This window comes from Stenotrophomonas sp. GD04054 (genome assembly GCF_029836955.1).
Classification (GTDB): Bacteria; Pseudomonadota; Gammaproteobacteria; order Xanthomonadales; family Xanthomonadaceae; genus Stenotrophomonas; species Stenotrophomonas maltophilia_A.
On sequence record NZ_JAOECR010000021.1, the window covers coordinates 43,386 to 69,139 of the forward strand.

At 67.0% G+C, this 25,754-nt stretch carries 22 protein-coding genes; 8 read left to right on the forward strand and 14 right to left on the reverse strand.

Going from position 1 to position 25,754, the window contains the following annotated elements:
- Window positions 1–17 precede the first annotated feature (17 nt).
- A complete protein-coding gene (locus tag N7573_RS11795) occupies window positions 18–2,000 on the forward strand; it encodes an acetyl/propionyl/methylcrotonyl-CoA carboxylase subunit alpha (RefSeq protein ID WP_279911994.1) in 1,983 nt (660 codons plus the stop codon).
- A gap of 18 nt (window positions 2,001–2,018) precedes the next feature.
- Here N7573_RS11795 and N7573_RS11800 read toward each other — a convergent pair whose 3' ends face one another.
- Window positions 2,019–3,215, reverse strand: coding sequence for a putative peptide maturation dehydrogenase (locus tag N7573_RS11800; protein ID WP_182267048.1), 1,197 nt, complete (start codon window positions 3,213–3,215; stop codon window positions 2,019–2,021).
- 120 nt (window positions 3,216–3,335) lie between these two features.
- Here N7573_RS11800 and N7573_RS11805 point away from each other — a divergent pair, with 120 nt between their 5' ends.
- On the forward strand, window positions 3,336–3,623 hold the full coding sequence (locus N7573_RS11805; RefSeq protein ID WP_049462810.1) for an NHLP-related RiPP peptide: 288 nt from the start codon (window positions 3,336–3,338) through the stop codon (window positions 3,621–3,623).
- A 3-nt stretch (window positions 3,624–3,626) separates the two neighbouring features.
- Here the strand turns inward: N7573_RS11805 and N7573_RS11810 are convergent, their stop codons facing one another.
- The 4 genes from N7573_RS11810 to aceB all read right to left on the reverse strand — a co-directional run bounded on the left by N7573_RS11810 (window position 3,627) and on the right by aceB (window position 10,626).
- A complete protein-coding gene (locus tag N7573_RS11810; protein WP_279911995.1) occupies window positions 3,627–6,116 on the reverse strand; it encodes a putative peptide modification system cyclase in 2,490 nt (829 codons plus the stop codon).
- A gap of 42 nt (window positions 6,117–6,158) precedes the next feature.
- Window positions 6,159–7,202, reverse strand: a complete 1,044-nt coding sequence (locus N7573_RS11815) for a GGDEF domain-containing protein (RefSeq protein ID WP_121503029.1) — start codon at window positions 7,200–7,202, stop codon at window positions 6,159–6,161.
- Window positions 7,203–7,622: 420 nt separating this feature from the next.
- Window positions 7,623–8,924 carry an isocitrate lyase gene (gene aceA, locus N7573_RS11820; protein ID WP_004153647.1) on the reverse strand — a complete coding sequence of 434 codons (1,302 nt, stop codon included), beginning with the start codon at window positions 8,922–8,924 and terminating at the stop codon, window positions 7,623–7,625.
- Window positions 8,925–8,988: 64 nt separating this feature from the next.
- On the reverse strand, window positions 8,989–10,626 hold the full coding sequence (aceB, locus tag N7573_RS11825) for a malate synthase A (protein ID WP_279911996.1): 1,638 nt from the start codon (window positions 10,624–10,626) through the stop codon (window positions 8,989–8,991).
- Window positions 10,627–10,736: 110 nt separating this feature from the next.
- Here aceB and N7573_RS11830 point away from each other — a divergent pair, with 110 nt between their 5' ends.
- Both N7573_RS11830 and N7573_RS11835 read left to right on the forward strand, forming a co-directional pair.
- The gene (locus N7573_RS11830; RefSeq protein ID WP_024956234.1) at window positions 10,737–11,705 is read left to right on the forward strand and encodes a LysR family transcriptional regulator; all 969 of its coding nucleotides are present in this window, start codon (window positions 10,737–10,739) and stop codon (window positions 11,703–11,705) included.
- 276 nt (window positions 11,706–11,981) lie between these two features.
- Window positions 11,982–12,890 carry a LysR family transcriptional regulator gene (locus tag N7573_RS11835; protein WP_032956221.1) on the forward strand — a complete coding sequence of 303 codons (909 nt, stop codon included), beginning with the start codon at window positions 11,982–11,984 and terminating at the stop codon, window positions 12,888–12,890.
- Window positions 12,891–12,972: 82 nt separating this feature from the next.
- Here the strand turns inward: N7573_RS11835 and N7573_RS11840 are convergent, their stop codons facing one another.
- A complete protein-coding gene (locus N7573_RS11840) occupies window positions 12,973–14,229 on the reverse strand; it encodes an MFS transporter (protein WP_279911997.1) in 1,257 nt (418 codons plus the stop codon).
- 123 nt (window positions 14,230–14,352) lie between these two features.
- Window positions 14,353–14,979, reverse strand: coding sequence for a signal peptidase I (gene lepB / locus N7573_RS11845; protein WP_279911998.1), 627 nt, complete (start codon window positions 14,977–14,979; stop codon window positions 14,353–14,355).
- Window positions 14,980–15,283: 304 nt separating this feature from the next.
- Here lepB and N7573_RS11850 point away from each other — a divergent pair, with 304 nt between their 5' ends.
- Both N7573_RS11850 and N7573_RS11855 read left to right on the forward strand, forming a co-directional pair.
- A complete protein-coding gene (locus tag N7573_RS11850) occupies window positions 15,284–15,685 on the forward strand; it encodes a hypothetical protein (RefSeq protein WP_279911999.1) in 402 nt (133 codons plus the stop codon).
- Window positions 15,686–15,688: 3 nt separating this feature from the next.
- On the forward strand, window positions 15,689–16,135 hold the full coding sequence (locus N7573_RS11855) for a 3-dehydroquinate dehydratase (RefSeq protein WP_004153636.1): 447 nt from the start codon (window positions 15,689–15,691) through the stop codon (window positions 16,133–16,135).
- A gap of 113 nt (window positions 16,136–16,248) precedes the next feature.
- Here N7573_RS11855 and dcp read toward each other — a convergent pair whose 3' ends face one another.
- The 3 genes from dcp to arfB all read right to left on the reverse strand — a co-directional run bounded on the left by dcp (window position 16,249) and on the right by arfB (window position 19,555).
- Entirely contained in the window at window positions 16,249–18,405 is a 2,157-nt protein-coding gene (gene dcp, locus N7573_RS11860; protein ID WP_107431618.1) for a peptidyl-dipeptidase Dcp, read from the reverse strand.
- A 111-nt stretch (window positions 18,406–18,516) separates the two neighbouring features.
- Complete coding sequence (locus tag N7573_RS11865) at window positions 18,517–19,119, reverse strand: lysophospholipid acyltransferase family protein (RefSeq protein WP_032130468.1); 603 nt, start codon at window positions 19,117–19,119, stop codon at window positions 18,517–18,519.
- A 4-nt stretch (window positions 19,120–19,123) separates the two neighbouring features.
- Complete coding sequence (arfB, locus tag N7573_RS11870; protein ID WP_032130467.1) at window positions 19,124–19,555, reverse strand: alternative ribosome rescue aminoacyl-tRNA hydrolase ArfB; 432 nt, start codon at window positions 19,553–19,555, stop codon at window positions 19,124–19,126.
- 134 nt (window positions 19,556–19,689) lie between these two features.
- Here arfB and N7573_RS11875 point away from each other — a divergent pair, with 134 nt between their 5' ends.
- Window positions 19,690–20,217 carry a DUF2059 domain-containing protein gene (locus N7573_RS11875; protein ID WP_010487093.1) on the forward strand — a complete coding sequence of 176 codons (528 nt, stop codon included), beginning with the start codon at window positions 19,690–19,692 and terminating at the stop codon, window positions 20,215–20,217.
- Between the two features lie 75 nt (window positions 20,218–20,292).
- Here N7573_RS11875 and N7573_RS11880 read toward each other — a convergent pair whose 3' ends face one another.
- The 4 genes from N7573_RS11880 to N7573_RS11895 form a co-directional block, all read right to left on the reverse strand.
- Entirely contained in the window at window positions 20,293–21,036 is a 744-nt protein-coding gene (locus N7573_RS11880; protein WP_279913613.1) for a pseudouridine synthase, read from the reverse strand.
- 141 nt (window positions 21,037–21,177) lie between these two features.
- Window positions 21,178–21,756, reverse strand: coding sequence for an O-methyltransferase (locus tag N7573_RS11885; protein WP_279913612.1), 579 nt, complete (start codon window positions 21,754–21,756; stop codon window positions 21,178–21,180).
- A gap of 5 nt (window positions 21,757–21,761) precedes the next feature.
- Window positions 21,762–23,417 carry a ubiquinone biosynthesis regulatory protein kinase UbiB gene (ubiB, locus tag N7573_RS11890; protein WP_107431620.1) on the reverse strand — a complete coding sequence of 552 codons (1,656 nt, stop codon included), beginning with the start codon at window positions 23,415–23,417 and terminating at the stop codon, window positions 21,762–21,764.
- Window positions 23,414–24,049: an SCP2 sterol-binding domain-containing protein gene (locus N7573_RS11895; protein WP_279913611.1), complete on the reverse strand. Its 636-nt coding sequence runs from the start codon at window positions 24,047–24,049 to the stop codon at window positions 23,414–23,416. The genes ubiB and N7573_RS11895 overlap by 4 nt, the downstream gene beginning before the upstream one ends.
- 539 nt (window positions 24,050–24,588) lie before the next feature.
- Between N7573_RS11895 and ddlA the strand changes: the two genes are divergently transcribed.
- A complete protein-coding gene (ddlA, locus tag N7573_RS11900; RefSeq protein WP_279913610.1) occupies window positions 24,589–25,683 on the forward strand; it encodes a D-alanine--D-alanine ligase in 1,095 nt (364 codons plus the stop codon).
- The last annotated feature ends 71 nt before the right edge of the window (window positions 25,684–25,754 follow it).

Below are 25,754 nucleotides of genomic sequence, written 5' to 3' on the forward strand. Positions count from 1 at the left end.
TGACCGAGTCTGTTGCCATGTTCACCAAAGTCCTGATCGCCAACCGTGGCGAAATCGCCTGTCGCGTCATCGCCACCTGCCGCCGCCTCGGCATCGCCACCGTGGCGGTGTATTCCGATGCCGACCGCAACGCCCGCCACGTGCGCTTGGCCGACGAAGCCATCCACATTGGTCCTGCCGCCGCACGTGAGAGCTACCTGCGCGGTGATGCCCTGCTCGATGCCGCACGCCTGACCGGCGCGCAGGCGATCCACCCCGGTTACGGCTTCCTGTCCGAGAATGCCGACTTCGCCGATGCCTGCGCGGCGGCCGGCATCACCTTCATCGGGCCGCCGGCCAGCGCCATCCGCGCGATGGGCGACAAGAGCGCGGCCAAGGCGCTGATGGCCAAGGCCGGTGTGCCGCTGACCCCCGGCTATCACGGCGACCAGCAGGCGCCGGACTTCCTGCGCGCACAGGCCGACGGCATCGGCTACCCGGTGCTGATCAAGGCCAGCGCCGGCGGCGGTGGCAAGGGCATGCGCAAGGTCGAGCGCAGCGAGGACTTCGTCGATGCACTGGCCAGCTGCCAGCGCGAGGCGGCCTCGGCGTTCGGCAACGACCATGTGCTGGTCGAGAAGTACGTCGAGCGCCCACGCCATATCGAGATCCAGGTGTTCGGCGACAGCCACGGTGAGGCGGTCTACCTGTTCGAGCGCGACTGCTCGGTGCAGCGCCGCCACCAGAAGGTGCTGGAAGAGGCGCCGGCGCCGGGCATGAGCGCAGAACGTCGTGCTGCAATGGGCAAGGCGGCAGTCGATGCCGCGCGCGCGGTGGGCTACGTCGGTGCCGGCACGGTGGAGTTCATCGCCGGCCCGGACGGCGATTTCTACTTCATGGAAATGAACACCCGCCTGCAGGTCGAGCACCCGGTGACCGAGTACATCACCGGTACCGACCTGGTGGAGTGGCAGCTGCGCGTGGCCTCGGGCCAGCCGCTGCCGCTGCGCCAGGAACAGCTGGCGATCCACGGCCACGCCATCGAAGCGCGCTTGTATGCCGAAGATGCCGACCGGGGCTTCCTGCCCTCCACCGGCACCCTGCGCCGCCTGCGCCTGCCGACCCCGTCGGCCCATGTGCGCGTGGATACCGGCGTGGAGGAAGGCGACAGCATCACCCCGTACTACGACCCGATGATCGCCAAGCTGATCGTCTGGGACGTGGACCGCGATGCCGCACTGCGCCGCATGAGCCAGGCGCTGGCCGATTGCCAGGTGGTGGGCGTGACCACCAATTCCGGTTTCCTGCGTCGCCTGGTCAACACCGATTCGTTCGCGCACGCCAAGCTGGACACCGCGCTGATCGAGCGCGAGCAGGCGGCATTGAGTGCAGTGGGCGACACGGATGATGCCCTGTGGCTGCTGGCCGCTGTGGCTGCGGTTGCAAGCACGGGCGGCGCCAGCACCGACGCGCGCGATCCGCATTCGCCGTGGCAGGCTCAGGACGGCTGGCGCCTCGGCGCATCGGCACCGCGCGTGCTGCCGCTGCAGCAGGGCGAACGCAAGCAAACACTGAAGGTGTGGGCGCAGGCCGATGGTTGGCGCGTGCAGCGCGATGACGCCGCGCCGGTGCAGGTGCTTGGCACGGCCGATGCACAGCATCTGACCGTGCAGCTGGGCGAGCGCCGCTGGTCGTTGCAGCTACTGCGCGAAGGCGACCAGCTGTATCTGTTCGGCGCCGATGGCCAGCACCGCTTCACCCTGCACGATCAGGTGGGCGAATCGGACCACGCCGTGGCCGATGCCGGCAGCCTGCTGGCGCCGATGCCGGGCAAGATCGTCGCGACACTGGTCGCGGCCGGCACCGAGGTCAAGCGCGGCACGCCGCTGGTGGTGCTGGAAGCGATGAAGATGGAGCACACCCTGCAGGCACCGGCAGACGGCACGGTGAAGGGCTACCGCGCCAAGGCCGGCGATCAGGTGGGTGACGGTGCGGTGCTGGTGGACTTCGAAGCGGCGTGAACGATGACGCGCCGGGCCCTAGGGCCCGGCTGCATCGGCATTCCCTGCGCGTGGGTCCGCCCGCGGCCACACGTGGCCATCCGGGTCCAGCTCCGCGGTGATCTTTGTGCCACTGCGCCAGCCCAGCCCGCAGATCGCCAACGCACCTTCGGCCATCGGCTGCAGGCCAAGCGCACGCCCTGCCTCGGATTCATTGATGGCCGCTGTAACAAAAGCGCCCAGGCCCAGTGCGGTGGCCGACGCATACAGTGCCTGTGAAACATGGCCTGCATCCAGCGTGACAGCGCGGTAGGCCTTGGCATGGTTCCGATACTTCCAGAAGTTGCGCTCGAAGCGGCACACCAGCACCAGCAGCACGTGTGCATCGGCGAACCAATGCTGCCCGGCCAGCAAGCGCTGGCACAGCGACTCCAGGTCCTGTGGCTGTGCCGGCAGCCGGCCCAGCTCGTGCGCCACCGCATGGTAGTGATACAGCCCCGGGGCCATTCCCTCCACGTTGCGTACCAGCAAGTAGGCCTCCAGCGGATGCAGGCTGCCGGCTGAAGGCACGTTCTTCTTCAGGAACCGCACACCTGGATCGGTTTCCACCTCGGCCTGTGCCATCAGCACCTGCTGCAGCACGCGCGCCAGCAGTGGCAACGGCAGCGCACGCGCGCTATCGAAGTTGCGGCAGGTAGCCCGTGCCTGCAGCTGCGACTGCATCGGATCATCCTCGTAGCACGGCAGTGCCTGCGCGCCATGTATACGCGGAGGTGCCTCGGGTGGCGGACTGCCGTAGCTGCGCACCAGATCGCGTGCGGTCACCAGCTGGTGCTGCTCCATGTCCTGCACGCTGTCCACCTCGTCCCAGCACGACTGCTGGTAGTGCACCGCCGACAGCGGCCACCAGTGACTATCGCGCAGGCGCTGCTCGGCAGCGCAGGCCTTGGCGTGGGCCGGATCATCGCTGACCAGCAGGCCCTGCTGCAGCAATGACAGCACCCGACCGCGCGCGTCCGCTGCTTCCGGCAACGGCTGCCACTGTTCGGCACTGCAGGCCAGCAACCAGGCACAGCTTTCCGCGTCGATCACCTGCACCGACGGCAGGTGCGCCGCACGCACCTGCAGGACCGGCTGCAGCTGCACGCCGGTACCACCAGCCAGCAGTTCCTGCAGGTTGAAGGACGGGCGTTCGACCGGCTCGACGAACAAGGTCCGGCAACGACGGAATCTCATCGCAATGGCATCCGAGGGCTGTTCGGGGCGCCGATCATAGCGTGGCGGGTGCACGTACCCATCAACTTCGCGGCGCCACCGCCGATAATTCCATTTTCCCATTCTGCCGGTGCTGATCCCATGTCTGCTTCCCCCCTTTCCGCCGACGTTGTCCAGCAGCTGCTGGAGCGCCTGGCCAGCGATGATGCCTTCCGGTCCGAGTTTGCCAAGGATCCCGGCCTGGCCCTGCTCGCACTAGGTGCGGACGAAGACACCGTGCGTGCCTGCCGTGCATCACTGGCGTCCCTGGGCAGCAAGATGGAGTTCGCCCAGGCCGCATCACGCATGCGGACCCTGCTTGGGACACGCGCCGCCTTCAATGTGCCGTTCCTGTTCGAGGATGGCTTGCCTGGTCTCCAGCAGGAGTAAAGATCAGGGTGCCGCTGCGTCCGGGCTGCTGTGAGAGGCCACGGGACTCTCCATCAATGCCAGCCGCTGCACGTCGTTCACGTTCAACGGCAGCAGTGCGTAGTCGCCGATGTTCTCTGCAAAGGCCAGACCGGCATGGTGTTGAAGCCAGCGCTGCTGACGCTGCGCTGCATCGTGCTGACCCTGGGATCGCAGCAGATCCAACTGCAGCACGCGCCACTGGAACAAACTTGCCTGGGGCTGCTGCGCCAACAACTGCTGTGTACGCAGCGTTTCTCCAGCGTCCAGGGCCATGCGTGCCTGCAGCAGGTTCCACAGTTCGCGCAGGCGCGGATCGTCGTCGCGTTCGGGCAGCGCCTGCAGCGCGTCCCTTCGCTGCATGACCACCGTTGCCTGGCCGGCGCGCAGCGCATGGTAGGCAGCGGCAAGAGCGATGAATGCGTTGCGCCGTGCCGGTGCAGGTTGGTCACGATCGATCGCCGCGAGCGCGCGATCGAGCACCTGCTGGTACTCCTGCCCCGGCACGGAAACGCCTTGCCGTGCGCGCCAGGCCAGCGCCTGCAAAGCGAGGATGTCACACATCCCACCTGCGCTGGGGCACTGCGACGCAGCCTGCTGCATGTCGCCCGCAGCTTCAGCGCTGCGACCCTGCATGGTCAGCACAGCAGCCCGCTCCATGCGTGTCCCGGGGCCCAGTGGCCCCATCGCGGTGAACCCGGCGTTGGCCGCGTCGAAATCGCCAGCCAATGCGGCAATCACCGGCTCCATGCCATCGCCGTTCCAACCCGGGTGCAGCCGCGCACCGCGCAGGGCTGCTTCCGCTGCGGAGGCTTCGCCACGGGCCAATTGGATGCGTGCAACAAACGCCAGCACCAATGCACGGCGCGAATGCTGGCGTCCCAGCAGCGGCTGCGTCGCGGCCAGTGCGCCATCGTAGTCACCCTGCGCGAACTGCACCATCGAGTAGTTCATCCAGCCGGCCGGGTCGTCCGGGTACAACTCGGTCAGCATGCGCCATTTGTCAGCGATGCGTGCAGGCGGTGCCCCTTCGAAATCGGCCGCCCAGGCATCGAGATAGAGCTGGTCGCGCGCGGTCAGGTGCGTACGTTGGCTGACCGCCTTGCGGTACAGCGCCGCGGCCTGCTCCAGATTGCCCTTTGCGTGCTGGATGTTCATCTGCCCGACGTAGGCGAAGGCAAAGGCAGGATCCAGTCGGGTCGCCTGCTCGAAGAACATCAACGCATCGTCATAGCGCGCGGCAGCCGTTGCATCGACGCCCTTGGCATAGGCATGCAGTGCGTCCAGATTGGCGGTAGCCACGGTTGGCAGCGGCCGCTGGTCTGCGCCGACGTCACGAAGCGCTTCGCCAAGGTCCGTACGCAGCGCCGCAACCACGTGATCCGTCGAGGCGAGGATCGAATCCAGCCCGCGACCGTCGGCAAAGCGTGTGTAAACGGTCTGTCCGCTACGCGGATCCACGACTTCGACACTGACCCGTACTTTGCCATTGAGCTCCAGCACACTGGGGATCAGTACCGCACGAACTCCGTCACGCAGCGCGACCTCGATGGCCAGCCTGCGGTCCAGCCGCGCCTGCGGAGGCCGCTGCATCAGTTGCAGGGTGTCACGCACCTTCAGCTCGCTGAGGATGTTGACGAAACGCGACTGCCCCAGGCTGATGTACAGCGCCTGCTCCAGGCTGCTGTCCAACTGGGGATATGCCGTGGCGTTGTGCACCGCCGCCACGATCACCCAGTCGCGTTCGGCGAAGGCGATGGCCGGTGCCGGCCGAAACAGCGTCCACAGCACTCCGCATAGCGCCAGCATGAGTGCCGCCTCGGTCACCAGCGCCGCTGGGCGACGCCACAGCGGCAGATCCCGCCACGCTTTTTCACCCGAGCGCGGGCGACGTAGCGGGGCGCTGCCACGCAACCCCACTTCGAATACTTCCTGGCGTTCGCCGATGCCCTTGAAGCGCCAGCAGCCGTGATCCTTCCAGCGCAGCTCGTCAGCCGCCCAGGGCAGTTCGCTGGCTGCCCGACGCGTCATCTGTTCGGCGGCCGCGGACAGCAGGACCTGTCCAGGCCACGCCAGCTGCATCAGGCGCGCAGCCATGGGCTTGGCCAGGCCCTCCACCTCCACCGGTTTTGCGCCGTGGGCAACGGCCTCGGCACTGTTGTTCCACAGCAGCACGTCACCCACGTGCAGGCCGGCGCGTGCACGCAGAACAACGCCACGTTCGCGCCCCAGTGCATCAACGGCGTTCTGGTAGGACAGAGCAAAGCCGATGCCATCGATGGGACGTTCGAACAGGATGAACAATCCGTCAGACCGATCGATCAGCTGGCCGTTCCAGCGCTGCTGCAGGCCAAGCACCAGGCGGTCATGCTGCTGGAACAGCTCAGCGGCGGCAATGTCACCGATCCGCTCGACCAGCTGCAGCGAATCGCACAGATCGGTGAACAGCAGAGTCCGCACCTGCGAACTCTGCATCGGGAGAAAATCCGGAATGCCGTCCATTGCCACCTCTGCTGCTCATTGTCCGCTTTCGGAGTCGCCGCCCCAGCGCAGGCAGTTGCCACCATCGCGCTTGGCCTGATACAGCGCGCGGTCCGCGTTGGCGTACCACTCGCTCCAGCCCGCCTCCGGCGCCAGCAGGCTGGCACCGATGCTGACCAGGCTGACGTGCGGCGTGCCATGACTGCGTTCGAGCAGGCCATGCACCGCGCTGAGGATGAACTCGGCCGCGTGCTGCACGATCTCATGGTTGCCACGGCGCAGGATCAGGCAGAACTCATCGCCGCCGAGGCGGCAGGCCAGGTCCTGTTCGCCGGCCATCGAGCGCAGGATGTTGCCCATGCTCTGCAGTACACGGTCGCCGGCCTGGTGGCCGTGGCGATCATTGATCTGCTTGAAGCGGTCGCAGTCGATCAGCAGCAGTGCCTGCGGCAACCCTTCGCCATCGGCGCGGCATTCCTGCAGGTACAGGGTGAGGCCACGACGGTTGTGCAGCCCGGTCAGTTCATCGGTACGTACCAGTTCACGGGTGTGGGTCAACTGGTGGGTGGTGATGTACAGGTTGTCCAGCGCGGTTTCCAGATCGTGGTTGCGCCGACGCAGCTGGCTGATCAGCGCCTGCTCGTTGGTCAGCACGCGCATGATCGTACGGCGCAGGAAGTAGGCGACCAGGCCGGGATCGGATTCCACCAGGCGATGGAAGTCGGCCGGGCCCAGCTCCAGTACTTCACAGTCGGCCAGCGCGCGTGCACTGGCGCTGCGCAGGTGATCGCCGACCAGCAGGCCAAGCTCACCGAAGAACTCATGCTGGCCGAGCGTCTTGATCACCAGGTCCTCGCCGAAGTCCAGTTCGATCTGGCCTTGGAGGATCACATACATCCGTTCGCCGCGATGGCCACGCTGGAACAACCACTGTCCGGCATGAAGCTTGCATGGACGGGCATATCTGGCGAACAATGCGACCTCGGCAGCGGACAGCAGCGCGTGCACGATCTCGGCCATCGCCACCCGGGCGATACCTGACGTCACATCACTGTTCTCGGCCGCACCCCTGCCGGTCATTCCCTGCACCCGCCGCCAGCGTCCCCTGGTGAGCCGCGGAGCATAGCACCGCTTTAAAGTGTGCGCCCTATCTCATTTTGACCCGTCTGCCGATCTTGATTGATGTGAAGATCGGTGGTGGCCCGTTCTGGTCACGGGTGTCCGGGCAAAACCCCTGCTGGATCAATCCGATGCTGGGTTTCACAGGCTTTCGGCCAAGTTGCCGGCACGCGGGGGTGCGCCTGATTGACGCTGGCTGCGCGCTGCTCCCTTGCATCGATACAACAACGCCGGCAGGTCCCCCGACCGGCCGGCGTTGTCTGGCCCTTCCCTGGCCACCCTGATCGGATTTCGAGGCTTCGGTAGCGCCGGCCGCTGGCCGGCTTCCCTGTGGTGCCCGAAGGATCACGTGGTTGCCGGCCAGCGGCCGGCACTTCCGCATCACGCCGCGCGTTCGCTGCGCCCGCCGTGGAACTGCTCTTCCTCGGTCGAACCGGTCAATGCGGTGGTCGACGACTGGCCCTGCTGGATCGCCTGGGTCACCGCATCGAAGTAGCCGGTGCCAACCTCACGCTGATGCTTGACCGCAGTGAAGCCACGCTCGGCCGCTTCAAACTCGGCTTCCTGCAGTTCCACGAACGCGCTCATCTGTCGACGTGCATAGCCGTGGGCCAGATTGAACATGCCGTAGTTCAATGCATGGAAGCCGGCCAGGGTGATGAACTGGAACTTGTAGCCGTAGCTGCCCAGCTCGCGCTGGAACTTGGCAATGGTGGCGTCGTCCAGGTTCTTCTTCCAGTTGAAGCTGGGCGAGCAGTTGTAGGCCAGCAGCTTGCCCGGGAACTTCGCATGGATCGCCTCGGCGAACTTGCGCGCGAACTCCAGGTCCGGCTTGCCGGTCTCGCACCACACCAGGTCGGCGTAGGGCGCATAGGCCAGGCCACGGCTGATCGCCTGGTCCAGGCCGTTGCGGGTCTTGTAGAAGCCCTCAACGGTACGCTCGCCGGTGGCGAATGGCTTGTCGTTGCCATCGATGTCGCTGGTCAGCAGATCCGCGGCTTCGGCATCGGTACGTGCCACCAGCAGGGTCGGCACGCCCAGCACGTCGGCGGCCAGGCGCGCAGCGTTGAGCTTCTCGATGGCCTCGCGGGTCGGCACCAGCACCTTGCCGCCCATGTGGCCACACTTCTTCACCGAGGCCAGCTGGTCTTCGAAATGCACGCCAGCGGCACCGGCCTCGATCATCGCCTTCATCAGTTCGAACGCATTGAGCACGCCGCCGAAACCGGCTTCCGCATCGGCCACGATCGGCTGCAGGAAGTCGATGTCGTCCTTGCCTTCGGCGTGGTGCAGCTGGTCGGCGCGCAGCAGCGTGTTGTTGATGCGCTTGACCACCGCCGGCACCGAATCGGCCGGGTACAGCGACTGGTCCGGGTACATCTGCCCGGCCAGGTTGGCGTCGGCCGCCACCTGCCAGCCAGACAGGTAGATCGCCTTCAGCCCGGCCTTGACCTGCTGCATGGCCTGGTTGCCGGTCAGCGCACCCAGCGCGTTGACGAACTCGCGCTCATGCAGCGATGCCCATAGCTTCTCTGCACCCAGGCGGGCCAGCGAATGCTCGATGTGGACGGTGCCGCGCAGGCGCACCACGTCGGCGGCGCTGTAATTGCGCTGGATGCCTTCCCAACGCGGGTTGGTATCCCAGTCGTGCTGGATCTGTTCGGCAGTGGGCAGCTTGCTCATGTCTTTCTCCAGTTCGGTTCGTGCGTGCAGCGGGGAGGGAAACGGCGGGATTGCGGGCAGTCGGTCAGTCGATGCGCGCGTAGGCCGGCAGGGTCAGGAAATCGGTGAGCTCTTCGCCGCGGCTCAGTTCGCCGAGCAGGGCGATGGCCTCGCCGATGCGTGTGCCACCGGGCAGCGCGGCGGTATCGCCCAGCCGTGCCGGCAGCTGCGACAGGGTGGAATCCAGCAGCGCCAGATCGATCGCAGTGCCATCGTCCAGCTGCTGGCCCGGCGTATGCAGCCACTGCCACAGCTGGCTGCGGCTGATCTCGGCGGTGGCCGCGTCCTCCATCAGGTGGTGGATCGGCACGCAGCCGTTGCCATCCAGCCACGCCGCCAGGTAGCGCACGCAGACTTCCACGTTGCCCTCAAAGCCGGCACGGGTGATGGTGCCCTGCGGCCGCGCGATCAGTTCGTCGCGGCCGACGCGCACATCCTGGCGCAGCACGCTGTGCTGGTTTGCACCGGGCATGTGTTCGTCGAAGATCGCCATCGCCACCGGAATCAGCGCCGGGTGTGCCACCCAGGTACCGTCGTGGCCGGCAGTGACCTCGCGCAGCTTGTCGGCGCGCACACGGGCCATCGCCTGCTCGTTGGCAGCGGCATCGTTGTTGATGGGAATCTGCGCGGCCATGCCGCCCATCGCATGCGCACCACGGCGATGGCAGGTCTGGATCAGCAGCTCCGAATACGCCTTCAGGAACGGCTGGGTCATGGTCACCTGGCCGCGCTCGGGCAGCACGCGGTCGGCGTGGCGGCGGAAGGTCTTCAGGTACGAGAAGATGTAGTCCCAGCGCCCGCAGTTCAGGCCGACGATGCGGTCACGCAGCGCGTGCAGGATCTCGTCCATCTCGAACACCGCCGGCAGCGTTTCGATCAGCACGGTCACCTTGATCTGGCCGTGCGGCAGGCCGAGCATGCCTTCGATGTGCGACAGCGCGGTCTCCCACAGCGCCGCCTCTTCCATGCTCTGCAGCTTGGGCAGGTAGAAGTACGGGCCGCGGTCCTTCGCCTGCAGGGTGCGGGCGTTGTGGAAGGCGAACACCGCCGCGTCGAACAGGCCACCAGCGATGAACTGGCCATCGATGCGCACGTGCTTCTCGTCCAGGTGCCAGCCACGCGGGCGCACGATCAGCACCGCCTGTTCGTCGAACGGGCGCAAGGTGTAGTGCTTGCCGGCCTTCCCGTTGGATGCCGGTGCGGTGTACTCGAGATCGCCACGCACCGCGGCGGCCAGCGACTGCTGCCCGGCCAGCAGGTTGCGCCAGGTCGGCGAGGTCGAATCCTCGAAGTCGGCCATGAACACCTTGGCGCCGGAGTTCAGCGCGTTGATGACCATCTTCGGGTCGGTCGGGCCGGTGATCTCAACGCGGCGGTCCTGCAGCGCGGCCGGCAGCGGGGCAACACGCCAGTCGCCGCTGCGGATCGCGGCGGTGTCCTCGCGGAAGTCCGGCAGGCCGCCCTGGTCGAAGAACGCCTGGCGCACGCGGCGTGCCTGCAGCCGTGCCTGCCGGCCCGGTTCCACCGCACGGTGCAGCGACACCAGCAGGGCCAGCAGCGGCGCCGGCAGCAGGGTGTCCTGGCCGGCCACGCGGGTCGCCAGGGCGATGCCGGGGGTGGCCTTGGCGGCGGGGGTGGGAACAGCGGAAGCGACGGCGGACATGGGGCGACTCCAGCGGTGGGGGAACGTCTCCACGGTGCCGCCGGGATCGAGTATTTGGCAAAACAGTTTTTGCAATGCTCTACATAAATTGTGCTAATACTTGTGACGCCATGACCACGCGCCCTTCGCCAAGCCCTCGTTTTTCCTACAAATCCGACCGGTTGAAACCGCTGCGCGCGTTCTGCCAGACCGTGCGCCTGGGCTCGGTCTCACGGGCGGCTGAGGCGCTTTTCGTCAGCCAGCCGGCCATCAGCCTGCAGTTGCAGGCCTTGGAGCGAGAGCTGGGGGTGCCGTTGTTCGAGCGCAGCGGGCGCCGCCTGGTGCCCAGCCGCGAGGGCCAGCTGCTCTACGAGATGGCACAGCCGCTGGTGGAGAACCTGGATGGGCTGGAGGCGCGTTTCCGCGACAAGGTGCGCGGCCTGGACGCGGGCGAGCTGAACATCGCCGCCAACAGTTCAACCATCCTGTACTTGCTGCCGAAGATCGTCGAACGCTTCCGCCTGCACCATCCGGACGTGCGCCTGACCCTGCACAACGCGATCAGCGCCGACGGCACCGACCTGCTGCGCGAGGATGCCGCCGACCTGGCGATCGGCTCGATGACTGATGTGCCGGCCGATCTCAGCTACGCACCGGCATACCGTTTCGAGCAGGTGCTGATCGCGCCGCACGACCATCCGCTGGCCAGCGGTGGCGAGCTGGAGCTGGCCGACATTGCGCGCTATCCGCTGGTGCTGCCGCCGAAGCGGCAGATCACCTACCGGCTGGTCGACCAGGTGTTCCAGCGCCACCGCATCGCCTACACCGTGGCGCTGGAAGTGGGCGGCTGGGAGGTGATCAAGCAGTACGTGGCGATGGGCATGGGCATTTCCATCGTGCCGGCGCTGTGCCTGAACGAGGCCGACCGCGAGCGGCTGGCGGCGCGGTCGATGAAGCGCTGGTTCCCGGAACGCAGTTACGGGGTGATCGTGCGGCGTGGCAAGGCGTTGTCGGCGCAGGCGCGGGCGTTCATCGAGCTGATCCAGCCGGAGTTGTTCAGTCCGCGCGATTACGACCAGAGCGGGCATTCCGAGCGGTGAGGGGTGTTCGGCAGGGCTGCGCCCTGCACCCGTAGAGGCCGAAGCAACGGCAACGTCAAAAGCGGGCTATCCGTGGATGGCGGGACGGTGTGGGTGGTCAGGACACGCCGTAAACCCATCCATGGGGGCTCGATGGCGCCATCCATGGCGCCAACGGTCCTGCCCACCCACACCGCCCCGCCTCTGACAGATTCCCGCGATCTGTCGGGGTCGGATCCCGTTGCTGCGCAACGGGCTCTGACCCCATTTCCGGCTGGCGATGAATAAACTGGCCCCATGTCCATCGAACTCCGCCATCTGCGTTACTTCCTTGCCGTTGCCGATACGCTGCACTTCGGACAGGCGGCGGAGCGGTTGGGTATGTCGCAGCCGCCGCTCAGCCAGCAGATCCGCCAGCTGGAAGATCTGATCGGTGCGCGCCTGTTCGTGCGCAGCCATCGTCGTGTGCAGCTGACGCCTGCCGGTGAGCTGCTGCAGGAACGTGCACGCGCCATCGTGCAGCAGGTGGAAACGGCGGTGGACGAGGTGCAGCGCGCGCAGCGCGGCGAGCAGGGTGAGCTGCGTATCGGGCTGACCCGCGCCACGCCGCTGTCGCCGCAGATTCCGCGTTCGATCCTGCGCTACCGCCAGCAGTACCCGCAGGTGCGGCTGCAGCTGAGCGAGATGAACACCCTGCAGCAGATCGATGCGCTGCTCGATGGCAGCCTGGACGTGGGCATCATCCGCAAGCGCGCGTTGCCGCCGGAACTGGTGGCGCACAGCCTGTTCGTCGATCCGCTGGCGTTGATCGTGCATGCCGATCACCCTGCCCTGCGCAGGCTCTCGAAACAGGGCACGCTGTCGCTGCGCGACTTCGCGCAGGAGCCGTTCGTAGCATTCCGGCGCAGTGCCGGTGCGGGCATCCATGACCACATGATCGCGTTGTGTGCGGCGGCGGGCTTCACCCCGCGTATCGTGCAGGAGGCCGGTGAGGCGTCAACGCTGATCAGTCTGGCCGCTGCTGGCCTGGGTGCGGCGATCCTGCCGTCGTCCTGCGATCACATCCGGGTGGAAGGCGCGCGCTTCGTAGCGCTGGCCGATGCCGGTGCGCATTCGGAAGTGCAGCTGGCGTGGCATCGCGAGGGTGTGACGCCGCTGATCCGCAATTTTGCTGGTCTGCTGCGCGAGGCGTTCGCGGAAGGGTGAGGTGCAACCCACCCGGTAGCGGCCAACCTTGGTTGGCCCACGGCCACGGCGCCGACCAAGGTCGGCATCTACCAGAGCAGGTTCACGCCGTCACCGGCTGAGGGGCGCGCTGCTGCAGCGCCCAGACGATGCCACCGCCGATCAGGGTCAGCACGGCGGCGAACAGGCACACGCCCAGCCAATCCCACGCTGCATAGGCCAGGCCGCCTACACCACCGAGCACGCTCGAACCCAGGTAGTAGGCGAACAGGTACAGCGCCGAGGCTTCGGCGCGCATCGCGCCAGCGCGGCTGCCGACCCAGCTGCTGGCCACCGAGTGACCGCCGAAGAAGCCGAACGTCACCAGCGCGATACCGAGTGCCATCGTGCTCAGCCACGGCATCGCCAACAGCACGATGCCGGCACCAATCAGTGCGAACGAGATCGACAGGATGCGACCGCGCCCGTAGCGCGTGGCCTGCTGGCCCATCCACGCCGAACTGAAGGTACCAACCAGGTATACGCTGAAGATCAGCCCCACCACGGTCTGGCTGAGGTGGTACGGCGGCGCCAGCAGGTGATAGCCGAGATAGTTGTAGAGGGTGACGAACACGCCCATCAGCACGAACGAGGTAGCGAACAGCCACGGCAGGCCCGGGTCGGCGAACAGCGTGCGCCAGCGCGACGGCAATTGGCGCAGGCCATCGCGGCGCGGGTGGAAGTGGCGCGACGGCGGCAGCTGCAGCCAGAGCAGGACGGTACTGGCGATGGCGATGATCGAGACGACGCCGATGCCCCAGCGCCAGCCCCAGTGGTCGGCGATGATGCCGGCCAGCAGGCGCCCGCTCATGCCACCGATGGCGTTGCCGCCGATGTACAGGCCCATCGCCAGGCCCAGCGCGCGGCTGTCCATTTCCTCGACCAGGTAGGTCATCGCCACTGCCGGCACGCCGCTCAACGCCAGGCCGAGCAGGGTGCGCAGTACCAGCAGCGTGGTCCAGTCATCCACCAGTGCCGTGCACAGCGACAGCGTGGCCGAGGCCAGCAGCGCGGCGATCATCATCGGGCGGCGGCCAACCGCGTCGGAGAGCAGGCCGGCCAGCAGCATCGCCACTGCCAGCGTGCCGGTGGTCAACGACAGCGACATCGCGCTGCCGGCGGCGGACACACCGAAATGACGGCTGAACTCCGGCAGCAGCGGCTGCACGGTGTACAGCAGGCCGAAGGTGGAAAAGCCGGCCAGGAACAGCGCCAGCGCGGTGCGGCGGAAGGCTGGCGTGCCCTGCTGGATGCGGGTCTCGGCGATGGGATCGACAGTGGGGGGGCGGCGTTCGACGGCCGCCGCGGTTTCGCCAGTCATGGGATCGATGGGCCGGTGGGGCGGCCAAGCGTGGGAGGGAACGGGCCTCAGACTAGGCCCGTCGATCCAGTCGATCCATAACCTGGTAGGTCAGGATTGATACATAAGAAGTATCAATTCAGCTTACAGACGCTGCCACTCGAAACCGTCGCCACGACGGTAGTACACCGCCACGGCGCGGCCGTAGAGCTTGTCGGCGTCAACGAAGCCGAAGAAGCGACCGTCGAAGCTGTTGCCACGGTGGTCACCCAGCACCAGTACCTTGCCGGCCGGCACCACCAGGTCAGCGATGTCCGGGCCGCCGCCCATGTCCAGGTCGAGGCTGGCATGGCGGTCGCCGAAGGCCTCCACGTCCTGCAGGTCGCCAATCTGCAGCGGCTGGCCGTTGATGCTCAGATGGCCTTCGCGCAGCTGCACATGATCACCGGCCACTGCAGCCACGCGCTTGATCAGGCGGGTGCCGTCGGCCGGTGAATCGAACACCGCCACTTCACCGCGCTGCGGAACGCCGGTCGACATCAGTTCCTTGCCGGTGAACGGCAGGCGCAGGCCATAGGCGCGCATGTCCACCACCACCCGATCGCCGGGCTGCAGGGTCGGCTGCATCGAGCCGCTGGGCACCACGTAGTGGTTGGCGAGGGTATCGCGGGCGGCGGCGAGCAGGCCAAGCATCACCAGCAGCGGCAGCGCCTCCTTCTTCAGCCAGGCCAGCGCGCGTTCGGAAAAGGGAGGACGGGCAACAGCATCCATGACAGGCTCCGGGTGGTTGGTAGCGGTATCAGACCACATGCGGGCGCAGGAGGTTCCCGCGCCTGGAACCTGTAGAGCCGAGCCCATGCCCGGCTTGCTCTTGTAGCGTCGAGCTTGCTCGACTGAGGCGCAGAGCAGTCGAGCAAGCTCGACTCTACGTAACGGCAGCCGAGCATGGGCTCGGCTCTACAATACGGGTTACGCAGGTTTTACGCGCCGGCCCGGCCGCGGGCATCGCACCTTTACGGGCAGCACGCGCATCGTGTGCCCACCGCGCCACAGGGCGCATTCCGCAAGGTGTTGTATGACCCTCCTGGTGATCCGCCACGCGTCTTCGTCGGCGCCGCGCCCGCAGCTGCCGGCGCAGCTGAGCGGCCATCGCGTGCTGTGCAGCGACTGCGCCAGCCTGTCCGAAGTGCGCCAGTGCCTGTGCCAGCCGCAGGCGCGCTCGGCCGACTGGGTACTGCTGGATGTCGGCGCCGCCGACGAGGCGCAATGGCAGGCCGAAGGTGGCGCGCTGCAGGCGGCGCTGGAACGGCTGCCGGCGCAGTACATCGAGCTGCAGGCCCCCAGCGAGCCCGGCTTGGATGCACGCCTGCGCCTGCAGCATGGCCCCACCGCGGTGGTGGTGGACCAGCGCAGCCAGCAGGCCGGGTATCCATTGTCGCTGGCCATTGTCGGCCGCCGTCTGGCACAGGAGGGCTGAGCCATGTCGATCTTCATCATCCGTGGCCCGGAAGCGGCCGGTGCCCTGATCCGCACCGCGATGCCGCTGCCGGCACCGGTCCTGAAGTCACTGGTGCATCGCGCGATCGACGCCGGTACCAGCGTGGCGATCCGTGCCTGTGGTTCGGAACAGGAACTGCTGGACGCCCTGCGCGTGGCCGACCACAGCCGCGGCGAGGTGACCCTGCTTGACCCGGGTGCATGTGCCAACAGCCTGCGCCTGCAGCGCCTGCTGCCCTACCTGCACAACGCCTATGTGGAAGTGCATGACGACGGTGCAGTGGCCGAGCCGTGCCTGCCGGCGGGTGTCGGTCAGCGGCTGGGCATCGCTGCTGGGTATGGCGCGCAGAGTTATGTGCTGGCGCTGGATATCGCGCTCGATCACCTGGGCCTGGCCGAGCAGGCGAACCGGGTGCACGTGGGGACGTAAGCCGCTTGTGTAGAGTCGAGCTTGCTCGACTGGCTTTTCGTGGAAAGACCGTCGAGCAAGCTCGACGCTACACAAAGAAAAACGGCGGGGTTGCCCCCGCCGTTTTCTGTTTCTTATTTCAGCCCGCGGAACTTCAGCAGCGGTTCCACCGACGGGTCCTTGCCGCGGAAATCGCGGTACAGGGTCGACAGCTCCACGCTGTTGCCGCGCGAGAGGATCTTGTCGCGGAACTCCTGGCCGTTGGCCGCGGTCAGGCCACCGTGTTCGGTGAACCACTGGTAGGCGTCATGGTCCAGCACTTCGGCCCAGAAGTAGGCGTAGTAACCGGCCGAGTAACCGCCACCCCAGATGTGATCGAAGTAGGTGGTGCGGTAGCGCGGCGGCACCTGCGGCAGGTCGACCTTGAACTTCTTCAGCGCGCTGGCTTCAAAGGCGCCGACATCCTGCAGCGGCGCATCGGCCTTCTGCGTGTGCCAGGCCAGGTCGAGCAGTGCGGCCGACAGGTACTCGGTGGTCGCGTAGCCCTGGTTGAAGCTGCGTGCCTTGAGGATCTTGTCGACCAGTTCCTGCGGCATCGCCTCGCCGGTCTTGTAGTGCTTGGCGTAGTTGGCGAACACCTTCGGATCCAGCGCCCAGTGCTCGTTGAACTGCGACGGGAACTCGACGAAATCACGCGAGGTGGCGGTACCGGCGATCGACGGGTACTTCACGTTCGAGAACATGCCGTGCAGCGCATGGCCGAACTCATGGAACATGGTGGTGACGTCGTCGAAGCTGATCAGCGCAGGCTGGCCGGCGGCCGGCTTGGTGAAGTTGCAGACGTTGTAGACCACCGGCTTGGCACCGGTCAGGCCGTCCTGCTCGACGAACACGTCCATCCAGGCACCGCCGGACTTGCTGTCACGCTTGAAGTAGTCGGTGTAGAACAGGGCCAGCGAGGTGCCGTCCTTGTCGAACACTTCGTACACCTTCATGTCCGGGTTGTAGGTCGGAATGTCGGTACGCGGCTTGAAGGTGATGCCGTACAGCTGGGTGGCGGCGTAGAAGACGCCGTTCTGCAGCACGTTGTCCAGTTCGAAGTACGGCTTGATCTGCGACTCGTCCAGATCGTACTTGGCCTTGCGCACCTGCTCGGCGTAGAAGTCCCAGTCCGAGGCAGCGACCTGGAAACCACCCTTCTGCGCGTCGATCACCTTCTGGATCTCGCCGGCCTCGGCGCGCGCCTTGGCGGTGGCGGCCGGCACGGTGTCGGTCAGCAGCTTGAGCGCGGCGGCCGGGGTCTTGGCCATCTGGTCGCCCAGCTGGTAGTCGGCGAAGGTGTCGAAGCCGAGCAGCTTGGCCTTCTGCGCACGCAGCTGGGCCAGGCGCTGCACGGTCTGCCGGGTGTCGTTGGCATCGCCACGCTCGGCGCGGGTTTCCGAAGCCTTCAGCACGGCGGCACGCTGGTCGCGGTCGCTCAGCGAGCCGAGCACCGGCTGCTGGGTGGTGTTCTGCAGCGGCAGCAGGAATTTGCCATCCAGCTTGCGATCCTTGGCTGCATTGGCGGCATTGTTGATCGCATTCTCGTCCAGGCCGGCCAGCTTGGCCTTGTCGTCGACGACAACGGCCGCAGCGGCGGTGGCCGCCACCAGGCGGGTGTGGAACTGGGTAGAAAGGGTGGTTTCTTCCACGTTGAGCTTGCGCAGGCTCGCCTTGTCGGCGTCGGACAGCTGCGCACCGGCGCGCACCAGGCCATCGTAGTAGTGCTCGACCAGGCGCTTCTGCACCGGGTCCAGCTCCAGCGTGTCACGCTGGTCGTACAGCGACTTCACACGCGCGAACAGCTTCGGATCGAGATTGATCTCGTCCTGGTGCGCGGCCAGCTTCGGCGCCACGTCTTCCTGGATCTTCTGGCGCGCATCGTTGGTATCGGCCTGGACCAGGCCGAAGAAGATGCGCGACACGCGGTTCAGCGTCTCGCCGCTGCGCTCCATCGCCACGATGGTGTTGTCGAAGGTGGCCGGCTCGCTGCTGTCAGCGATCTTGCGCACGTCGGCCAGGTGCTGGCGCATGCCTTCTTCGAACGCCGGCAGGTAGTCGCTGTCCTTGATCTTGTCGAACTGCGGCGCCTGGAACGGCAGCGTGCTGGCGCTCAGCAGCGGATTGGTGGAGGCTTCGGCCGGCTGCTGGGCCGGGGCTTTCTGGGCATCGGACACGGGGGTGGACTCCTTGCCGGAACAGGCCGCCAGCGCCAGGCTGATGGCGGCGGCCAGGACTACGGTACGCGACATGTAAAACACTCCTTGGGCAGACGGTACGGGATACCAGCCCTCCACCCTACTCCTGTCGCGCTCGCCCGGCATGTGCCGGACGTGGCGTCTATGCGGCAGCCTGCGGCCGGCTCAGACCGTACCGCGGGTCTTGCCGATCCAGGGCCGGTAGAACTCGCGGATGGCCGCCATGTCGGCGGCGTCATCGCCGGTCGGCGTGAACAGCGGGCCGATGCCGATGGTCTTCTCCGGGTAGTGGAAATACGCGGCCAGGATCGGCACGTCGGCCATCCGCGCGATCTTCAGGAAGCCGGCCTTCCAGTCCTTCACCGCCTTGCGGGTGCCCTCGGGCGTAATGGCGAACCACATCTTCTCGTTGTTGCGCAGCAGGTCCACGGCCTGGCCGACGGTGCCCTGCGGCGAGCTTCGGTCCAGCGGGATCACGCCCAGCTTGTGCAGCAGCGGGCCGAGCGGCCACCAGAACAGCGATGCCTTGCCCAGCACCTTCACCTTCATGCCCAGCGCAATCTTCGCGGCCATGCCCCACAGGCCATCCCAGTTGGACGAATGCGGGGCGATGATGAAGACCAGCCTGGGGATGTCAGGCAGGGTACCGGTCACCTTCCAGCCGCCCATGCGCAGGGTGCAGCGCGCCAGCCAGCGCAGGAAGGCGTTGGGTTTGACCTGCGGCATCTGCGGCGGCACGGCCGGCAGCAACGAAGTCGGGTTGTTCAAGCAATCACTCCCAGTCACGTGATGAGCGCCCGCGCTTGATCTGCGCGCGCCCGCGTTTGGCGTCCAGACGACGCAGTTTCGACCCGAGGGTCGGCTTGGTGGCCTTGCGCGGCTTGGGCACGCTCAGCCCGGCCTGGATGAAGGCCGCCAGCCGATCGCGCGCATCCTCGCGATTGCGATCCTGGGTCCGGAAACGTTGCGCGTCGATGACCAGCACGCCTTCGCCGGTCATGCGCCGGTCACGCCGCGCCAGCAGGCGCGCGCGCAACGGTTCGGGCAACGAGGGCGAGTTGGCCACATCGAAACGTAGTTCCACCGCGGTGGAGACCTTGTTGACGTTCTGGCCACCGGCGCCACTGGCACGCACGAACCGCTCGACGATCTCGCCGTCGGGGATTTCAAGCTGCGCGCTGATGGTGACCGGTCCACTGCCCATCCGCGCATTGTAGCGGCAGCCACGTGCCGGAGTGCGGCATCGCGCCCCGTATGCCGCCGATCAGGTACCGAACACGCCGCCTTCGCCTTGGCTGCGGGTATGCTGGCCGTCCCATGTACTGCAGGAAGCCCCGCATGACCCGCACCGCACCCGCCCTGCCGTCCCTGCTGCGCCGCGCCGCCCTGCTGCTGGCGCTGGCCGTGGCCAGCGTTCCGGCCCTGGCCGCGCCGCCGACCGATGGCGACATCAACCGCCTGCTGTCGGCCTCGCGCGCGCAGAGCATGATCGACACCATGCTGCCGCAGATCGAGGCGATGCAGCAGCAGCAGTTCCAGCAGGTGGCCGCGCAGCGCCAGCTCAACGCCCAGCAGCAGGAGCAGCTGAAGCGGATCCAGGCGCGGACCAGCCAGACCCTGCGCCAGGCCCTGTCCTGGCAGCAGCTGCGGCCGATGTACGTGGACCTGTACAAGAAGACCTTCAGCAAGGAAGACGTGCTGGCGATGGCCGAGTTCTACGAGAGCGCGGCCGGCCAGAGCCTGTTGGACAAGACCCCGGCGCTGATGCAGAACGTGATGGTGGCGATCCAGGCGCGCATGCAGCCGCTGTTCGCGGACCTGCAGAAGGATCTGGAAGCGATCGTCAACGAGCCGGAAAAGAAATGAGGTAGTGCCGGCCGCTGGCCGGCTCCCCAGTACATCTGGAATCGCGTAGCTGCCGGCCAGCGGCCGGCACGACCGTCAAACGGTATCCACCCGCCAGCCGAACAGGTCCAGCGCCTTCTGGAACCCGCCGTCCAACGGCGCACGCACGTCCACCGTGCCACCGTCCGGATGCGGGAAGCGCAGGCGCTCGGCGTGCAGCAGCATGCGGTGCACGCCCTGCATGCGGAAGATGCGGTTGTGGCGACCATCGCCGTGGCTGGTGTCGCCGATCATGTGATGCGAGAGGTGCTTGAGGTGTCGGCGGATCTGCCGGAAGCGTCCGGTCTGCGGCTGGCAGCGCAGCAGTGCGTAGCGCGAGCTGGTGAATTCACCGACCGGCACCGACAGCTCGCCGGTGGCCAGGCGCTGGAAGTCGGTGATCGCCGGCTTTTTCACCGGCTTGCCCGGGCCGCCGTCCAGATCATGATCGACCTGCCAGGTGAGCTCGGCCGGCCAGCCCCGGCAGACCGTCAGGTAGTCCTTCAGCACTTCGCCGCCCATCAGGGCCTTGCCCAGCGCACTGGCGGTATCGCGGTCGAAGGCCAGCAGCAGGCAGCCACTGGTGGCCCGGTCCAGGCGATGCACGAGGAAGATCGGGCGGCCCAGCTGCTCGCGCAGGCGGTCGGCCAGGAAGTCGTCTTCGCCACGGGCCAGCTTGCTGTCGTGGACCATCAGCCCGGCAGGCTTGTTGACCACGGCCAGGCGCTCATCCAGGTGCAGCAGCTGCAGGGGCGCGGTGTCGGTCTCGACCGCGGCGAGGGTATCGGGTTCGGTGCTCACGGCAGGATTATCGGGGCTGGGCACTGAATGGGGTAGAGCCGGCCGCTGGCCGGCTGTCTCCGGGCAGTCGGATGGCTGCGGTTGCCGGCCAGCGGCCGGCAACAGCGTGCCAACCAAGGTTGGCACCTACCTGTAGAGCGGTCAGGCGCTGCGCACGGCCAGCAGCTCGCCATTGCCCACCGGCACCAGGCTGGTGCTGAAGTCCGGATCAGCGTCCAGCAGCGCACGCAGCGGCTCCATCTGTCCTGCATGCGAAGTGGCGTTGTCCACCACCAGCAGGCCACCGGGACGCAGCACGCGGCGCAGCTGCGGCCACCAGCCGGCGTACTGCCCGCGGTCCGAATCGAGGAACAGCAGGTCGATGCAGGCATCGGCGGCCTGCGCCAGCCAGAGCCCGGCATCGCCATGGACCAGGCTGATGCGATCACCCAGGCCACTCCGTGCAAACGTGGCTCGCGCCATCGCCACCTTGTCGTCGGCGTACTCCAGCGTGGTCACGTGGCCGTCGATGGCTGTGGCTGCCTCGGCCAGCCACAGCGTGGAATAGCCGTTGGACGTACCGATTTCCAGCACCCGGCGAGCGTTGCCGAAGCGCACCAGCACCGACAGGAATTCACCGGTGTCGGGCGTGATGTTGAGCATGCGTCGGCCGCGCTCGCTTTCGCGTGCGTCGTTGTCGGCGCCGAAGCGGATCAGTTCGTCCTTGAGTGCCTGCAGCATGGGGCCTACTTCCACCACGCGCGCAGCAGCGCCACTGCGCCGAGCGCACCGGACAGCCAGCTCCACGCCGGCACGTCGCCCCAGTACCAGCCCGGCGGCTGCAGCACATACATCAGTGCAGCGATGGCCAGCAGGCCGACACCGGTGATCGCGCCGACCGCATGCTTCTGCAGGCGCTGCACGCTGGCATCCAGTGCGGCCAGGTCGCGCGAACGCATCGACAGTTCGTGGCGGCCTTCCACCTGCTGGGTCAGCCAGGCGTGCACCAGGCGCGGCATGTCCGGCGCATGGGTCATGATTTCCGGTAGGCGCTTGCCGATCTCGCGTACCACCCGGCGCGGGCTGTAACGCTCGCGCAGGATCTTCGCCAGCACCGGCTTGGCCACCGCCCAGATGTCGATCTGCGGGTCGAGCTGGCGGCCGACGCCTTCGATGTTCAGCAGGGTCTTCTGCAGCAGGATCAGCTGCGGCTGCAGGGTCAGCTGGTAACGCTGGGCCACGCGGAACAGCTTCATCAGCACTTCGGCCAGCGAGATCTGCGACAGCGGCCGGGTGAAGTACGGCTCGCACACCGAACGCACGGCGGCCTCGAGGTCATCGATGCGCACGTTGTCCGGCATCCAGCGCGCCTGCACGTGCAGTTCGGCGATGCGGCGGTAATCGCGGTTGAAGATGGCCATGAAGTTCTCGGCCAGGTAGTACTGATCTTCCTGCGAGAGCTGGCCCATGATGCCGAAGTCCAGCGCGATGAAACGCGGGTTGGCGCGGCGCGCCGGATCGGTGTCGACCCAGATGTTGCCGGCGTGCGCATCGGCGTGGAAGAAGTTGTCGCGGAACACCTGGGTGTAGAACACCCGCACGCCCTTGGCGGCCAGCGCCTTGCGGTCGATGCCGGCCTTGTCCAGTGCGGCGATGTCATCGGACGGGATGCCCCACACGCGTTCCAGGGTCAGTGCCCGCTCGGCGGTGTGGCTCCAGATCACTTCCGGCACGTACAGATCGTCGCTGTTTTCCCAGAAGCGGCGCAGCACGCTGGCATTGGCGCCTTCGCGCTGCAGGTCCAGCTCGGCAGCCAGGGTGTTCTCGACTTCGGCCACCACTTCGCGCGGGCGGATCTTGTCGGCGCGCGGGTGGGTGCGCTCGACCAGGGCAGCCAGCGAATTGAGCAACGCGATATCGGCGTCGATCTGCTTCTCGATGCCCGGGCGCAGCACCTTGACCACCACCTGGCGGCCATCGGCCAGCGTGGCTGCGTGCACCTGCGCGATCGAGGCCGAGGCCAGCGGTTCGGTATCGAAGCTGGCGAAGGCCTCGCTGACCGGCAGGCCCAGCGCTTCCTCGACGATGCGACGCGCGGTCTCACCATCGAACGGCTTGACCCGGTCCTGCAGCAGGGTCAGTTCATTGGCCACATCCGGCGGCACCAGGTCGCGGCGGGTGGACAGGATCTGGCCGAACTTGACGAAGATCGGGCCCAGATCCTGCAGTGCCAGGCGCAGGCGTGCACCGCGCGACTGAGCAGCGATGTCGGCCGAGGCGCGCGGCACGAACGGCTTGGCCAGGCGCAGCCAGCGCTCGGCGGGAGTGCCCTGCAACAGGTCGTCGAGGCGGTAACGCAGGATCACCCGGCCGATGCGGCTGGCACGCAGCACGGCCTTCATGCGGCACCCCGCAGACGCTGCACACGGGCACCGAGGCGTTCGACGTCATCGCGCAGCACGTCCACATCGTCGTGGAAGGCATCCAGCTCGGCGCGCGGCACCACGTCACGCGATTCCTCGGTGATGAACTCGGCGGCGCTGTGGGCCAGGTCGATCGCGCCCTGGCGCGCGTGCTGAAGGGCACCGCGCAGGGTGTTGGCCACCTGCACGCCCAGCACCTCGCCGAACACGCTGACGAAGGGCTGCTGCCAGTCCGGGTCGAAGCCCTTGGCGAGCTGCTGCAGGCGACGCGCCAGTTCGGCATCACCGGCCACGCGCACGCGACCCTTGCCGTTGTTGTCGCCGCGCCGTGCGTTGGCCAGCAGCGGCAGCTGCGCCAGCACGCCGGCCAGGCTGCTGCGCACGGCCAGGTCGGCTTCCTGCGCGTCCACCGGGCCGACCCGCACTGCATCACCGTCGACGCTGATGCGCATGGCCAGCGACGGCGCTTCCAGGGTCAGGTCGATGTGCCGGCCATCCAGACTGGCCAGCGCGTGGCGGGTATCCGGATCCAGCGCCAGCGCGCGGTTCAGGGCGATCTGCAGGGCGCGGCCAGCGACCGGCTTGAGGGACTTGAGCAGGGAGAGAGCCATGTGCGCATTCTACCTGCGTGGGTGGGGAGCTTGGGCCGGGCTGCCGCCCGGCACCCGCAGATGCCACTGCCAGAGCAACATCAAAGGCTGGCTTCCTGTGGAGAGGCGGGGTGGGTTCGGTTGCGGGGGCCGCTGCAAGTCCCCCTCCGGGGCCCGGCCCAGCCGCTGGCGGCTGTGCGTTCGGGCGCTTGCGAAGCAGTGCTTCGCAAGCAAAGCGCCCTCACCCATGTAAGCTCGGTCGCCGCATCCATGCGGCTCACGCCCCCGCAACCGGCCCCACCCCGCCTTCGACAGGTTCCTGCGATCTGCCGGAACGACTGGGGTCGGATCCCGTTGCTGCGCAACGGGCTCTGACCCCAATGCTGATGGCATCTCGCGTTGGTGGATGCCGACCTTGGTCGGCGCTGGGTTTCCGGGGGTGCCAACCAGGGTTGGCCGCTACTCGAGCCGGCCGCCAGGCGGTTCATCTGTGCCTCACCTGAGCGGCAATGGAAGGTTCATGCTGTACGGCCACGCAACGCACAGGACATCGCAACACCATGGCACGGACCCGGGTCGGCATCATCTTCGGGGGCAAGTCCTCCGAGCACGAAGTTTCGCTGCAGTCGGCGAAGAACATCCTCGATGCGCTTGATCGCGAGCGCTTCGAGCCGGTGCTGGTCGGTATCGACAAGCAGGGCCAGTGGCATCTGAGCCAGCCGGATACCTTCCTGATCAATGCCGATGATCCGTCGCGCATCGCGCTGCATCGGTCCGGTACGTCGCTGGCGGTGCGCCCGGGTGTGGAACAGGCACAGCTGCAGCCCTCCGATGCGGCCAGCGCGCTGGGCCAGATCGATGTGGTGCTGCCGATCGTGCACGGGCCGCTGGGCGAGGACGGTGCGCTGCAGGGGCTGCTGCGCATGGCCAACCTGCCCTTCGTCGGTTCGCCGGTGCTGGGCTCGGCGGTGGCGATGGACAAGGACGTGACCAAGCGCCTGCTGCGCGACGCCGGGCTGAAGGTTGCGCCGTGGCTGTGCATCAGGCGTCACCAGGCCGCTGACGTCGATGTCGATGCGGTGATCGCGCAGCTCGGCCTGCCGCTGTTCGTGAAGCCGGCAAACCAGGGTTCGTCGGTGGGTGTGAGCAAGGTCAAGGATGCAGCGGGCTTCGCCGCGGCACTGGCATTGGCGCTGCGCTACGACCACAAGGTGCTGGTCGAATCGGCGGTGGTCGGCCGTGAGATCGAGTGCGCGGTGCTGGGCAACGAACAGCCGCAGGCCAGCCTGTGCGGCGAGGTGGTGGTGCACGACGAGTTCTACGCCTACGACACCAAGTACATCAACGAGGATGGCGCCGAGGTGGTGGTGCCGGCGGACATCGATGCTGCAACCCAGGCACGTATCCAGCAGATCGCGCTGCGGGCCTACCAGGCGCTGGAGTGTGCGGGCATGGCGCGCGTGGATGTGTTCCTCACCGCAGACGGCGAGATCGTCATCAACGAGGTCAACACGCTGCCGGGCTTCACCCGCATCAGCATGTACCCGAAGCTGTGGGGCGCCAGCGGTGTGGACTACACCACGCTGATCACGCGCCTGATCGAACTGGCGCTGCAGCGCCATGAAGCCGATCGCGGATTGCACAGCGCCGTGTAGAGGCGCTCTGTGTCTCTGTAGAGTCGAGCCATGTTCGACTGCTTTTCATGAGTCGAGCATGGCTCGACTCT

Coding starts and splice junctions, on each gene's coding strand:
- N7573_RS11795 (WP_279911994.1), top strand. CDS start 18: ATGTTCACCAAAGTCCTGATCGCCAACCGTGGCGAAATCGCCTGTCGC.
- N7573_RS11800 (WP_182267048.1), bottom strand. CDS start 3,215: ATGAGATTCCGTCGTTGCCGGACCTTGTTCGTCGAGCCGGTCGAACGC.
- N7573_RS11805 (WP_049462810.1), top strand. CDS start 3,336: ATGTCTGCTTCCCCCCTTTCCGCCGACGTTGTCCAGCAGCTGCTGGAG.
- N7573_RS11810 (WP_279911995.1), bottom strand. CDS start 6,116: ATGCAGAGTTCGCAGGTGCGGACTCTGCTGTTCACCGATCTGTGCGAT.
- N7573_RS11815 (WP_121503029.1), bottom strand. CDS start 7,202: ATGACCGGCAGGGGTGCGGCCGAGAACAGTGATGTGACGTCAGGTATC.
- aceA (WP_004153647.1), bottom strand. CDS start 8,924: ATGAGCAAGCTGCCCACTGCCGAACAGATCCAGCACGACTGGGATACC.
- aceB (WP_279911996.1), bottom strand. CDS start 10,626: ATGTCCGCCGTCGCTTCCGCTGTTCCCACCCCCGCCGCCAAGGCCACC.
- N7573_RS11830 (WP_024956234.1), top strand. CDS start 10,737: ATGACCACGCGCCCTTCGCCAAGCCCTCGTTTTTCCTACAAATCCGAC.
- N7573_RS11835 (WP_032956221.1), top strand. CDS start 11,982: ATGTCCATCGAACTCCGCCATCTGCGTTACTTCCTTGCCGTTGCCGAT.
- N7573_RS11840 (WP_279911997.1), bottom strand. CDS start 14,229: ATGACTGGCGAAACCGCGGCGGCCGTCGAACGCCGCCCCCCCACTGTC.
- lepB (WP_279911998.1), bottom strand. CDS start 14,979: ATGGATGCTGTTGCCCGTCCTCCCTTTTCCGAACGCGCGCTGGCCTGG.
- N7573_RS11850 (WP_279911999.1), top strand. CDS start 15,284: ATGACCCTCCTGGTGATCCGCCACGCGTCTTCGTCGGCGCCGCGCCCG.
- N7573_RS11855 (WP_004153636.1), top strand. CDS start 15,689: ATGTCGATCTTCATCATCCGTGGCCCGGAAGCGGCCGGTGCCCTGATC.
- dcp (WP_107431618.1), bottom strand. CDS start 18,405: ATGTCGCGTACCGTAGTCCTGGCCGCCGCCATCAGCCTGGCGCTGGCG.
- arfB (WP_032130467.1), bottom strand. CDS start 19,555: ATGGGCAGTGGACCGGTCACCATCAGCGCGCAGCTTGAAATCCCCGAC.
- N7573_RS11875 (WP_010487093.1), top strand. CDS start 19,690: ATGACCCGCACCGCACCCGCCCTGCCGTCCCTGCTGCGCCGCGCCGCC.
- N7573_RS11885 (WP_279913612.1), bottom strand. CDS start 21,756: ATGCTGCAGGCACTCAAGGACGAACTGATCCGCTTCGGCGCCGACAAC.
- ubiB (WP_107431620.1), bottom strand. CDS start 23,417: ATGAAGGCCGTGCTGCGTGCCAGCCGCATCGGCCGGGTGATCCTGCGT.
- N7573_RS11895 (WP_279913611.1), bottom strand. CDS start 24,049: ATGGCTCTCTCCCTGCTCAAGTCCCTCAAGCCGGTCGCTGGCCGCGCC.
- ddlA (WP_279913610.1), top strand. CDS start 24,589: ATGGCACGGACCCGGGTCGGCATCATCTTCGGGGGCAAGTCCTCCGAG.